This window comes from Microbulbifer maximicatervae (SeqCode) (assembly GCF_052467225.1).
Window position 1 is genome coordinate 486331 of the sequence record NZ_CP174303.1, and the last position, 12913, is coordinate 499243.

The following is a 12913-nucleotide window of genomic DNA, read 5'->3' on the forward strand; positions in this document are numbered from 1 at the left end:
GATGTTGTGGATAAATAACTTATTTCAATCCCCACAATGGCTATGGCTATTCACAGCCCTGATTATCCCTGTCGCCATTCATTTGCTGCGCCGAAGTAATCCACAACAGGTCTCCTTTGCTGCGCTGCAATGGGTACAAAGATATTCACAGAGTCGCGCGCGCCGCCCTATTGTGGATAACAAGTGGTTGCTGCTATTGCGCCTGCTAATCGTCGCCCTGCTGGCAAGTTTATTGGCAAAGCCGCTGATTAAACGGGAAATTTATCCCCAAGAGGGCGTGATACTGGTAGACCCCAGAATTGAATCAGGGGAAGCGAATACATTTATCCACAATTCACTGCCGCAGCTTGTGGGGGAAGGTAATAAAGTACTGTGGTTATCCCCAGAAACGCCTTCCGTAACCTCACCCCCACCACAAAATGTGGACCTGTGGAAAACTCTATCAGTACTATCACGCCGGGCGGATTTGCGCAGGGCTCATATCCTGTTGATAAACAACGGGGTTCCAGCATCCCACCAGGCACTAAGAGTCAGTCCCCATTGGCAGTGGCACGGCCTCGACAAAACATCCACAGCTACGAGCCCGGTATTACCAGGTATCGCTTTAATGGGCAAACCGCCCAGCTGGTGGGCGCCTGTGCTGGAAGACTGGCAAGGCAATATGCCGGGACTATCGGTGCATATTCAGGAACAAGAAGAGACACCCAATGCCGAGCAGGCAGATTGGTTGATCTACACGGGCCCCGCTCCCCTGCCACAAGCCGTGCTGGAATTTGTTTCAGATGGCAGCCTGTTAATCACCGACAACAGCATCCCCCCTGCCGATAATCTCAACTTCGTTGCTGTGGATAACAGCCAGTCAGCTCAAGCGGCCTCAGTGGGACGGGGAAGTTGGCTGCGCTACGAAAGTGACTGGTACAGCGAGGCCTTTTATCGCCGCGCAGATTTACCTGAACGTTTATGGCAGCACTGGTCTGGGCAAGACTGGGCTCTGCAACACCAAAATCGTGGCCACTGGTCTGCCAATAAAGTAGTGGCAGACATAGCTGGGGCAGGCCTTCCTGTAGAAGACAGCGAGGTAGAAAACCGCCGTATTGAACAACTGCAACCCTGGTTAATAGCCGCCCTACTGTTACTTCTGGCTTTTGAACGCCTAATTGCCCTATCTCGTCCCCCAGCCATCATGGCAATCGATAGTAATAGGGAGGCCGACCATGCATAAGCACCAGTCCACCCTTAACGCTGTGCGCAGGCGCTGGCAACTGACAGCCCTGTGGCCCTATCTCTGGCTTGCCACTGGCCTCAGCCTTCTGGCGGGCTTGGGCATTTTTGTATTCGGCTGGCCACAGTGGCTATTGCTCGCCTGGCTCGGAATTATTGTTGTAGCAATTCTATTGGATCGCAGCTGGCGCCCAAGCCCTGAAAGCCTATGTCGACAATTGGATGGACAATATCCACAGCTGCAAGACAGCAGCCAGTTGCTTAGCCAACAGAAAACCAACCTAAGTCCATTGCAGCAATTACAGCGCACGCGTATCGAAACAGAGCTGCAACAACTGCTGGAAAGTGGCGACCGGTCGTTTTTCGGTCCAAAAAAACTCCGCAGTACCCTGACAAATGCTTTTGGTGCCTGCCTGGGACTATTGTTATTTGTACTGAGCGATTCTCACTTCACCGGGGATAAAACTGAGACCACGCAACAAAATACGGCTATTCCCGTTGCCGAAAAGCTCGCCATAACCCGCGCGGCAACCCATATCCAGCCGCCCGCCTACACTGGGCTCGCAGCCGACAGCCAATCCCTACAAGTCGACGTGCCGGAGCAGTCTGCGGTCGAGTGGCAACTTGAATTGAATCAACCGGTGCAAGGGCTGGAAATGCTGGCCGAAACTGAGCGCTTCGCCTTTTCTCCACTAGGTGATCTACCCAGTAAAAAATGGCAATTACAACGCACAATCGCTAAAGCAGACTTTTACCAGCTCTCAGTGCAACTCGCGGAGAGCCAAATGCTATTGCCGGAAATTCATAATATTCGGGTGCAAAAAGACAATGCTCCGGAGTTTACCTTTGAGGCACCCAGCTTGCGCGTCGATACGATTCAAGGCAGCGCTCAAAGTATTCCCGTGAAAGTAATCATTAATGATGATTACCAGGTGAGTTCTGCGGATTTATTGGTCACCCTCGCCAGCGGCACCGGGGAAAATTTACGCTTTCGCGAAGAGCGTATTGCTCTCACCAGTTTGCAACCCACTGCTTTATTAACAAACTCCTCGGAAGATAAGAAAGCAGCTCGCTACGATTTCCTCCTGCCCATCCACCAGTTTTCCATGGAAGCGGGAGATGAACTTTACTGGTATTTGGAGGCCAGGGATAACCGCGAGCCCAGCGCCAACGTTGCCAAGAGCCAACACTTTATCTTGCGCTGGCCGCAAGAAGAGATTTTCGGGCTGAGTGACAGCGAGGGGATGGCGATTAAGATATTACCGGAGTACTTCCGCAGCCAACGCCAGCTGATTATTGACACCGAGGCCCTACTAGCCGAGCGAGAGCAGCTGCATCCACAGGAGTTTCGCAAACGCTCCGAGGGTTTAGCCTATGAACAGAATTTGCTGCGCATGCGCTACGGCCGCTTTCTCGGCGAAGAGGATTCGGAAGCGGAGCATTCTGGCGCAGAGAGCGAGAAGCACGATGATAAAGAAGAATCCGAACACGGCCATAGCCACGATCATACAGAACAAGGTGAGCACCAATCACATGGCGAAGAAAATGCCACTCCCTTTGCACAGCGAGACTCCCATTTCCAACAGGCAGAGCGCATAGCTGCTTCTGCCGGACACCGGCATGACAGCTCAGAGCATGCCACCCTGTTCGATCCCCAAACCAAGGAGCTACTGCGCAACGCGCTGAATGCCATGTGGAGTTCCTGGCGCGACCTGTCGGTTATAGAGCCCCAAGCCTCCCTGCCCCACCAGCACCGGGCTCTGCGCTTTATCAAGGAGGTACAGCAGGCTTCGCGTATTTACTTACAAAGAGTCGGGTTCGAGGCGCCCCCCATAGACGAAAGCCGCCGGCTTAGCGGTGAACGGGAAGACGTAGCGCCAGAAACTGTCGACAGTGCCTTTGAACAAATACAAAGAGCACAGGTACTCGCCCTAATGGCCCAGGTAGATGCTGGCGCCGAACTCGATACTGATCTGCTGGTGCAGATAAATGAGCTAGCCACAGAGCAATCACTGGATCTCGGCCTGGAACTGTCCAAACAGCTGCGTTTATACCAGCAGCGCCACCAGCAACCGAATTGCATCGATTGCACGAACTCCCTGAATCAGCTGCTCTATCAGCTACTGCCAGCACCGGAGTCTGCGCCTTCACTGCCTTTGCAAACTGAGGCCGACGGCCATTTCAGCCGTTGGCTACACCAGCAAGGGGAGAAATCATTGTGATTGATTTCTTGATACCCGGCCTGTGCCTGTTGGCCTGTTTAACATCACTCGTACTGTTGCGCCGCCGAGGTACCAAGCCGTTCGACTATGGCTTGCAATTGGCGATTTGGCTGAGTGCCTGGATGCTCTGGCAGCCGCCGGCGATCATTCCCACCGAGCGCAATATCTCTATCAACAGCAAACAGCTGGCGAGCTCACATCCAATAAATCTCAATGGTGTGGAAAATATCTCTCTCAATGGGGAGCCACTCGGGCGCGACAAACTTCGGGACCTGGCACCGGTGCGTCTGGAGTTATCGAAGATCCTGGAATCTGATGGCCGCTGGGAATTGGACTGGCAGCGGCAAATTACCTTTGGTGATTCTTTAAAGTTAAAGGTTCACAACAACCAGCCACTGACTGAAAACGTAAAAATTAGCCTGCTCAATCCCTACGGCCATATTGAAGACAGTCTTGAGCTGAAAGTGGGAGAAACAATTCAGGCACAACTCACTGCCACTCCAAAACTCGCGGGCCCCCAGCTATACCGGGTACGGACGGAAAGCGAAGCCGGCGAAACCCATACAGATCCTTTACCCATCCTGGTGCGAGAACCGCTCCAACCCAAATTATTACTGTGGCTGGCACGCCCCTCTTTTGAGACGGCAGCCCTCTCTCGCTGGCTGCGCCAATCCGGTGTAACAGCACAAGTGATGACCCAGTTGGCACCTGAAATCATAAGAAAAGAAACTCTCAACGGCCTTCCACTTACCGGGTCTGCAGATTTATTCACGAATGAAAGTCCCTTCGATTTAGTGATACTCGACAGCAGTTTGTGGCCACAATTTTCTGCTCTGCAAAAGCGTCAGCTCAACGAGCTGGCCACTACAAAGTCACTGTTGTGGTTAGTCACTAGCGATAGCTCTGAAGAGTTTCTCCAGTACGCTGCTGCCCAATCCATGCCTCTACAAAAGGAAGAAGCCACCCACTTACATTCCGGCTTTGGCTACCAAAAAGCGGACAATCCAGAGATTCCCCCACTGCGTAATCTTGGCTTCAAAGTCACACAGCCCGGCTCCTACGACTTTTTACTGGGCAATGGAGAGTCCCCACATTTCTGGGGGCGTTCGACTGAGACACAACACCTGGGGTTTATCCTATTTAGTGACAGCCATCGCTGGCTAACCAGTGGCTTTACTACTGAATTCGCCAGCCTGTGGAAGTCCATTATTGATTACCAACTCAAGCATTTGGGTAGTCAGCAGCCAGTAATCCTCTCCAATGAGTTACCGCGTACACAAGAACGCATCACCCTATGCAGCCCACTTTTTTCTGATCAGAGTCCATTCTTATCAGAGTTTCAAGATAGCTCCCGCTCTACCAAAGGAATCGCCGCAAGCAGAAGTTCCCAGGGTCAGTGCTACAGCTTCTGGCCCCAAAATTCAGGTTGGCACCAGCTTTGGACTGAATTGGAAGGGGAGTCGGTACTAGACTTCTATATCTTTGCCAAAGAGGACTGGCCTCTATGGCAGCAGTCCCTGAATGCCAGGGAAACCCAACTAATGGCTGCCGCACGTTTGGGGCCAGAAGCAAATAATCAGGCAAACAGGGTTTTGTTGGGGCGCCAATGGCCGGCCCTTATATTGCTGTTACTAGTGTGTATAAGCTGGTGGCGGGAACGCAGGCTTTTGAACAGATCACGACCCTGAGGGCTGCACCGAGGGCTTATTTCCGGGCTTAGCCTCTTGCTTGGGAAATATCATCTGGTCGACGGGATACCCCAAAGCTTTGGCCTTCTGTAAAAACTGCTCCAACACATCCTTGGGCATGGTTGGGGTGCGGGACAATATCCACAGATAGGATTTATCGTAGCCAGATACCATCGCGTATTGGTAGTCATCCGATAGAGCAATCACGATATAGGATGAGTAAAAGGGGCCAAGAAAAGAGACTTTCAAATGGCCCACATTTTTCGGGCCGACAAACTCGGCCCTCCCCTCCGCCATTTGCCAGGCATCACGCGCTTTTGAATAGCCGGTATTGATCACCGCGACAGAACCATCATGGTTGAGACTGTAGTCGGCAGTTACCTGGGTCAGGCCGCGCTCGAATGAGTGATCCAATCGAGCAATCTCATACCAGTGACCTAAATATCGCTGTAGCTGGAAGTTTTGGACAGGCTCAACCCCCTCCGGCACCCGGGTACAGGCACCCAGCCAGAAAAAGGAAATCAGTAATACACCCAGTGAAAACAGCTTCATCTAGCCACTCCCAGCAAGCTCCCCTCAAGTCAGAATAGAAGGCAGGGGTTTCACAAGATCAGGATAGTTTCGGGAATCTGTATTTCACCCATAAAAAAACCACCGCGAGGGTGGTTTTTTTATCGCTGGACTGACCAACTTATTTTTCGACGAAAGCGCGCTCAATCACATACTCGTGAGGTACACCTGCGCGGGTCTCCTTGAATCCCCAGTCATCGAGGATATTGGTGAGATCCTTCAGCATTGCCGGGCTGCCGCACAGCATAAAGCGATCTTCCTCAACACTCGGCTTGGGCACACCCAGATCGGTGAAAAGCTTTCCGGACAGCATGAGATCAGTCAGGCGGCCAGTATTCCGATAGGGCTCACGGGTAACGGTTGGGTAGTAAAGCAGTTGCTCGCGTACCATCTCGCCAAAGTACTCGTGTTCCGGCAATTCGTTCTCGATCTGCTCCTGGTAAGCCAGCTCAGAAACATAGCGAACACCGTGAGTAAGGATTACCTGGTCAAAACGCTCGTAGACCGTGGGATCTTTGATGATGCTCATGAAAGGTGCCAAGCCAGTACCCGTGGACAGCAACCACAGGCGTTTGCCCGGCAGCAGGTGGTCCGCCACCAGAGTACCGGTGGGTTTTTGGCTCACGTAGATCTCATCGCCCGGCTTAATCTTCTGCAGGCGGGAGGTCAGGGGGCCATCGGGAACCTTGATACTGAAGAACTCCAACTCGTCTTCGTAGTTGGCACTAGCAATAGAGTAGGCGCGCAGCAGTGGACGGCCATTGTCCTGCTGCAAACCGATCATCGTGAAATGTCCGTTCTCAAAGCGAAAACCCGAATCCCGGGTGGTCTTGAAGCTAAACAGTGTGTCGTTCCAGTGATGGACTTCCAACACCTTCTCTATATTCAATTTGGACATAAACTTAAAACCGGTTATTCCACGAGTCTCTTGATAGTTGAATTTTAGCCCTAGAAGATCTATTGGCAAAGTGGGATATTTCGATATTCCTTATCTATTTTAACGATCAACTGGAGATATCCCTTTGCGCTACACGCTCCGCCAGTTAGAGGTGTTCCTTGCCTGTGCCCATCACGAGAATGTCAGTCGTGCTGCGGAGAGCCTGAGTATGTCCCAGTCCGCAGCCTCCACAGCGCTGAAAGAGTTTGAACAGCAGTTTGAGTTGCGCCTGTTCGAGCGCACCGGTAAGCGATTGCGTCTCAATGAACTGGGACGGCAATTGTGGCCAAGGGCGGAAGAACTCCTGGAGCGAGCCCAGGAACTTGAGCAGACACTGGCCACTCACCGGGAACTGGGAAGCCTGAAGATCGGAGCCACCCTAACCATTGGCAACTACCTGACTGCCAGCGTGATGGCTCGTTATATGGAAGAGCAGCCCGGTACTCAAGTACAACTGGAAGTTGCCAATACCGCAGCGATTGCCGAGAGGGTGCTCAATTTTGAATTGGACCTGGGATTAATTGAAGGAGAGATCAATCACCCGGATCTGGAAATCATTCCCTGGCGCCATGATGAGCTGGTTGTCTTCTGTGCACCCAACCACCCACTGGCAGGCCGCAAACGCCTCGCCGATAAAGATCTGATCGGTGCGACCTGGATCACCCGGGAATCGGGCTCTGGAACGCGACAGACTTTTGAACGGGCAATGGCTGGCATACTCCCCAAGCTTCACATTTTACTTGAGTTACAACATACGGAAGCCATAAAACGAGCGGTAGAGACCGGACTTGGTATTAGCTGCTTATCCAGGGTTTCATTAGCTGAGGCGTTTAAGAGAAACTCCTTAATTGAGCTCCCTGTACCACAGAGAAATTTTCAGCGAGAGTTTTATTTTGCCCTACAGCGGCAAAAATATAGAAGTGCAGGAATTGAACGATGGATTGAGCTGTGTAAACAAGCTTAATTAAAAAAAAGCCACCTCAAAGGTGGCTTCCTAACAACTGGCAACGATATTACTTAATTCGTACCAACTGTGATTTAGCCTCTTCCGGCACTTCGTCAATAGAAGCTATATTTAACCCACCGATCGGAGCAACAGCGGTATTTGACTGCAGAGTAACATGCGCAGATTCTGGCAGTTTCCACATTGCACCAGTTGCTGGGTCAACGATCAACCAGCCAATTAAACCACCAAAAAGAATATTACCGATGTACCAGCCATCCATACCCGCTTCAATCAAAAAGCTCTGTTCATTGTAACCAGCCATTTGGTATTTCACCGTATAGCTTGCAGAAGAAAAGAACCCATTAGATGCAGGCAGGGTAATTGTGTCAGGGGTTACACCACTATGAACATCCAAGCCCGCTTCATTAATGATAGTGAAGTTTGCACCGTTCGGAGTGCTGTTGATAGTTACCGGGTAGGAACTTTCACTCACGATACTTGCACAGCCAGTTACTGTCACCAATCCAGCAACAACAGCCCCCAAAGCGTATTTCTTAAACATATTTACTCCTAGTGTTATATATTTTAATTATCGGTAACTAGCCGATAGGTTGCGCAATTTAACATAGACCTATATTCATCTTACAAAAATTACGCACAATTCTTTCACAATTGAACTGTTAGTCGCTAATATCTAATTAGTAGCAAATAGCTCTCCAAAAAAATCCCCTTCATACCAATATGGCCTAGCTTCAGAGTCAGCCACTTCCCTGGCAATCAGGTAGTTCACCTCGGTAAACTGTTTGGCCGCTTCATAGCTAATCTGCTCGTCAGCAGCATCTCCTGGCTTGTGGTATCGCTCACGTAAGAAAGCCATCTGTGCAGCAGTACCATCGATGCTGGAATCTTTGGCCTCCCTTCCAGTAATCAAGTAAATAGAAGGAACTCCGCGACGAACAAAATTATAGTGGTCACTGCGCACGAAGATAACTTCCTCAGGCATGGGGTCGGGACTGAGTTTTAGCCCGGAGCGATTTGCAGCCTGCTCCGCAATTTTCCCCAAAGATGAATGTTCAGCACCGAAAGCAATAATGTCTCGGAATGGATAGAGTAACATGGGCATGTCAAGGTTGATGTTGGCTACGATAGACGCCCGTGGCACTGTGGGGTACTCAGCGAAGTAATCCGATCCCAGCAAACCTTTCTCTTCAGCGGTAACAGCAACGAACAGCAGTGATCTGCGAGGACTCTGACCAGATTCAACAAATAAGCGTGCAGTTTCCAACATAACGGCAATACCGGCCGCATTATCCTGAGCGCCGTAATGAATTTTGCCATCTTCTTTTTTTCCAACATGATCCAGATGTGCGGAGAAAACAACATATTCATCTTTAAGGTGTGGATCACTCCCTGGCAACACCGCCACCACATTGGGGCTGGTTAGGTGCTCATGCTTAGAGCTGCTGATTAATTCTGCACGGTACTCAAGCGTGAAGCCTTTCGGGATCTTTCCTTGCTCAATATCGCTAAAAATACTTTCTAAGCTGCGCTCAGCGCCATCAAACAGCTTGCCGCCTGCAGTGATGCTCAACATAACTCCCGGGTGCATCCCCGGGATTGCACTACCGGGCATACCAGTCTTTTTCACCCAGTCAAAAGTGTCGTCAAAACGGTGCTTCGCATAGTAGTCAAATGGGCGGCGTTTCTCCCGCTCAGGCGTATACAGGCGAACAAAACCCACAGCGCCATGTTTTGCGGCAACCTGGCGTTTGGTGCGAGGAGAGGAGTGGTGAGCCCCCACTTCACTGGGCAAGCTCTGCGGCCGGCCTGCTAACACAACGACAATCTTTCCCTGTACATCCAGGCCGTGATAGTCATTAATGCCAAAATCCGGAGCCTCAATACCGTAACCGACAAATACCAACTCGGCATTGATCTGCGAGCGCTCACTCAGTGCGGAGGGCGATGCTAGAAAGTCCTCGCCAAATTGCATGGCGATTTCATCGTTCTGGCCCTCTAAGACAAATTCAGGATCACTCCCATCCCAACTGGCACTGCGAAAAGGCACTTCCTGGAAGTAACCTTGCTCCCCTGCTGGAATCAGCCCCATCTTTTTAAATTGGCCAGCCACATACTGTGCCGCTTGGCGATAACCCTCGCTACCGGTATCGCGACCCTCTAGTTCCGCTGATGCGAGGAAATTGATATCTCTACGGATGTAATCACTATCTGCAATGGGGCCAGTGCTGTTAATGCTGGAGGTGGTACAAGCCACCAATAGTGCCATAGCCAGGGCACCCAATAGACTTTTAACTCTCATGGGGAGTGCTACTTCTCAGGAATACAAAGCGTGATTGTTGATACGGACAGGTCATTTGAAATCGCACCACTACAGGTGCTTGTGGACCGTCGAGCAATTGCCCATCTTACCACGATTTAGGGCAATCTAAGCTGAGGCCCAGTGAGCTGCGCCCTGACTGTGCTCGCTAAACTCATCTATGCAGCCTTCCCCAAACCGGGGAACGCTTGTCCAACCGCATAAGCTACTTTCTCGTAGGCATTATCCGCACAAAAATCTCCATGAGCCGCAAGAAAGTGCAAAAACGGCTGCCTTAGGATTTGTTCGAAGTCGTACTTCAACCACAGCCTGGGATTTTTATCACTTGGTGTCACCCTTGCTCTCCAGGAGGGAGCAATCTGCATACCTCGGCGGATACCAGAAAACCTCAGCAGGTTTTTCCCAAACCAGGTACATCCATTCCATGACTGCCAGTACTGCAGGGCATCACAACTGACCAGTAGTCCGCCACTAAACGGGAGCCACAATACGGCCTCTGGAAACTGACTTTGGGAAAAGACAATAAAGCGCCCCCCCGGTATTGGACAAACATCCTCCTGTCGCAACACCTTATCTGCTTTTGGCGGATAAAAATCGGAGCCGCGCTGTGTCCAAAAGGTAAGATCAAAGTGGTCTCTGTAGTAGAGATCATCACGCCCATGGTGATAGCCGAGCCGTATCGCGTGACTCACACGCCCGAGATCTTTTAACTTTTCCTCCTGCTGTGGACGCAATCTGATGGGATTAATCAAGGTAAGGTGATCCTGCCAGCGAGCGATTCCCATATTGCGATTGATAGTGACCCCCGGCGCTAGTTTGATAGTTCCGGGAACATAAAAAAAATTAGGCAACAGTTGGCGAATCTCGCCGTGGGGCTCTGTGGGGGGATAGTTGATACGCACTGGCAGGCTACATATCAGCTATATTGAACTCGATTTCGAATACCGCGCAGAATTTTTACTGCAAATTCCGCGCGCTCATCAGGGACAAAAATGTGGTCACGGTGTAGTGTGGATACCACGCTGGTATCTATTCCAGCCTCCATTAATTCCTGGGCGACCACAGGAATAACCCGCACCGCATCAAGACCAGCCAGGATCTGCAAAGTGATTTGGCGAAAGGGGGCGCTTGCGGCAATATCTAATTGCCGAGCCGAACGTTGAGGCAGTATCACACTCATTCCCTCACCTTCTCGGAAGAAACACAAACTCTCTGACAAAATATCTGTAAACCGACTATCTGAAACCTGACAAAACACATAGATTTCATCGTGCAGCTTGGGATACAAAGTTCTCAATGCTCTCACTACGGATAGATCAGCTTTCATGCTTTCTTTGCCGTCTGGAAGTTTTCTCCAACCTGATTAATACGACCGGTTTCTACACGGTCGCACTGCTTTTGGATCAATCTTTTTGATTAATACCTGTCTTCAGGTGAAAATAGTCCAACTCTAAAACTACTTTTTGTGGGCTCTCTATTACCCGGCAGCGTATTTTAATTTGGAAAAAATAAGATCACGCATTTTTTTAGAATTATTTTCCGAATAGAGCTGGCAGTTTAATAACTAAATATTTTTTAAGAGTTTTCCTGAAGCTTAGAGAAGTCGGATTTTAGCTGGTGGAAAGTTAAAAATATATTGATGGGATTAATTCTTATTGATAGAAGTTGACCCAATGACTGTGAGAAGTTACGGATTTCTCAGCTCTTCACCATCAAATTCCGGTTCATTGGGCGCGGGAGTTGTATCCACTTCCGACGAATCCTGTTCAACCTCCCAGCTCTTCAGCACCGCATCAATATCCTTTTCCAGTCGCACACGGGGAAATTTGGGGCAGGGTGAATCTCTATCTGGATCATGCCATGCGGATAGGGGGGCTACAAAAACTACGTAGGATTTATGCAGGCGATTTCGCCCAATACTCACTTCTGTCCATGTTGTTTGCCAGGCAAACTTTCCCCTTACCGCATAGTCGCTTTCGTAGGATTTTAAAGTGAGAAAATAGGGGTAAATCTTCCCTCGCTTGCAAATAATTCTGCGTCCGGTCTTTATATTGGCCATTTGAGTAAATGGATCAAAATACCAATTAATATCGTATCCAAATACGAATTGCATCTCTCCATTTTGCCTTAAAAAAGCGTAGGATCTCCCAGTGCCATCGGGCTTGAGACTCCACACATGCCGCGCTTCACCATCGCGGGAAATCAGCCAGGCCCCAACCCATTGACTGGCATCGTAGCGTGATTTTGCATGCCAGCCTTCATTGAGTGTTTTTCGTTTCTCTTCACTGGCATTTGCACTTACGACAAAAATTAGCAGTGGCAGGAAGAGATAGAATTTTATCCATTCCCACCCACTACTCATCTTTTCCACGCACGGATTAAATAGCGTTCGCACGGAAGTAAGCTGCTAGCGACTGACAATATCCGGGCAACTTGCACCGGCCTTGGGGGTTCGCCAATCAGCCAACCGACGCTGAAAGCTCAGAAGTCCACCGCCCGCCTGCAGCCAATGACGGCCATCAATCACTGCAAAGAGGAGGGTGGCACGGCTCCAATCTCGAAATGCGACAGATACAACCCCGCCCTTACAGCGCACCGAAGTTCCCGTTTTAACTCGCACCCGGTCACCATCCAATTGCCAGTTAATGGCAAAACCATGGGTCAATAGGCCTTTGGCATTAAATCCATAGGCATATCCGGAGCCATCGGCATGCAGTTGCCACACTAATTGATCATCGCCTTCACTCACAACTAGCCAATTTCCCGCCCACTTTTGCTGGGCGGACTCCGCCGAGGCCCACATTGGTATCGCTAGGAAAATTGCTGTGACAAATGGAACAACCGGCTTGATAAAATGCCGCTTTGGTAAATGACGCAAAAACTTCATGCGCTGCCCTACGGTATCGGCCCCAGTGCATTACAGGGGGCGGGTTATTCAAAAGACGACTGGGGAAGTCGCCAATTTTCCTTTCCGATTACGGGGCTAAAGCC

12 protein-coding genes are annotated in these 12913 nt (G+C 50.3%); 4 read left to right on the forward strand and 8 right to left on the reverse strand.

The window, feature by feature from the left end; translation table 11 throughout:
* The first annotated feature begins 1 nt into the window (after position 1).
* Genes ACJJIZ_RS02050 through ACJJIZ_RS02060 form a run of 3 tightly spaced genes read left to right on the forward strand, consistent with a single transcriptional unit; the run spans position 2 to position 5131 of the window.
* Entirely contained in the window at positions 2-1222 is a 1221-nt protein-coding gene (locus tag ACJJIZ_RS02050; protein ID WP_444915073.1) for an N-terminal double-transmembrane domain-containing protein, read from the forward strand.
* Positions 1215-3443, forward strand: a complete 2229-nt coding sequence (locus ACJJIZ_RS02055) for a hypothetical protein (RefSeq protein WP_444915074.1) — start codon at positions 1215-1217, stop codon at positions 3441-3443. Before ACJJIZ_RS02050 ends, ACJJIZ_RS02055 begins: the two co-directional genes overlap by 8 nt.
* Positions 3440-5131 (forward strand): hypothetical protein, encoded by a 1692-nt coding sequence (locus tag ACJJIZ_RS02060; RefSeq protein ID WP_444915075.1) that lies wholly within the window; start codon positions 3440-3442, stop codon positions 5129-5131. Before ACJJIZ_RS02055 ends, ACJJIZ_RS02060 begins: the two co-directional genes overlap by 4 nt.
* Here ACJJIZ_RS02060 and ACJJIZ_RS02065 read toward each other — a convergent pair.
* Together ACJJIZ_RS02065 and ACJJIZ_RS02070 are read right to left on the reverse strand one after the other, a co-directional pair.
* On the reverse strand, positions 5120-5683 hold the full coding sequence (locus ACJJIZ_RS02065) for a lipocalin family protein (protein WP_444906728.1): 564 nt from the start codon (positions 5681-5683) through the stop codon (positions 5120-5122). The two genes, ACJJIZ_RS02060 and ACJJIZ_RS02065, sit on opposite strands and share 12 nt — an antisense overlap.
* A 139-nt stretch (positions 5684-5822) precedes the next feature.
* On the reverse strand, positions 5823-6599 hold the full coding sequence (locus ACJJIZ_RS02070) for a ferredoxin--NADP reductase (protein WP_413663957.1): 777 nt from the start codon (positions 6597-6599) through the stop codon (positions 5823-5825).
* A gap of 124 nt (positions 6600-6723) precedes the next feature.
* Here ACJJIZ_RS02070 and ACJJIZ_RS02075 point away from each other — a divergent pair, with 124 nt between their 5' ends.
* Positions 6724-7602 carry a LysR family transcriptional regulator gene (locus ACJJIZ_RS02075; RefSeq protein ID WP_444895550.1) on the forward strand — a complete coding sequence of 293 codons (879 nt, stop codon included), beginning with the start codon at positions 6724-6726 and terminating at the stop codon, positions 7600-7602.
* Between the two features lie 49 nt (positions 7603-7651).
* Here the strand turns inward: ACJJIZ_RS02075 and ACJJIZ_RS02080 are convergent, their stop codons facing one another.
* From ACJJIZ_RS02080 to ACJJIZ_RS02105, 6 genes are all read right to left on the reverse strand, one after another.
* Positions 7652-8146, reverse strand: coding sequence for a hypothetical protein (locus ACJJIZ_RS02080; RefSeq protein WP_444895551.1), 495 nt, complete (start codon positions 8144-8146; stop codon positions 7652-7654).
* A 132-nt stretch (positions 8147-8278) separates the two neighbouring features.
* Positions 8279-9904: a M28 family metallopeptidase gene (locus ACJJIZ_RS02085; RefSeq protein ID WP_444915076.1), complete on the reverse strand. Its 1626-nt coding sequence runs from the start codon at positions 9902-9904 to the stop codon at positions 8279-8281.
* Positions 9905-10080: 176 nt separating this feature from the next.
* Positions 10081-10824: a hypothetical protein gene (locus ACJJIZ_RS02090; RefSeq protein ID WP_444906748.1), complete on the reverse strand. Its 744-nt coding sequence runs from the start codon at positions 10822-10824 to the stop codon at positions 10081-10083.
* A 14-nt stretch (positions 10825-10838) separates the two neighbouring features.
* Positions 10839-11249: an ACT domain-containing protein gene (locus tag ACJJIZ_RS02095; RefSeq protein WP_444911866.1), complete on the reverse strand. Its 411-nt coding sequence runs from the start codon at positions 11247-11249 to the stop codon at positions 10839-10841.
* A gap of 360 nt (positions 11250-11609) precedes the next feature.
* Positions 11610-12284: a hypothetical protein gene (locus ACJJIZ_RS02100; protein WP_282930497.1), complete on the reverse strand. Its 675-nt coding sequence runs from the start codon at positions 12282-12284 to the stop codon at positions 11610-11612.
* A gap of 45 nt (positions 12285-12329) precedes the next feature.
* On the reverse strand, positions 12330-12809 hold the full coding sequence (locus ACJJIZ_RS02105) for a hypothetical protein (RefSeq protein ID WP_444915077.1): 480 nt from the start codon (positions 12807-12809) through the stop codon (positions 12330-12332).
* Between the last annotated feature and the right edge of the window lie 104 nt (positions 12810-12913).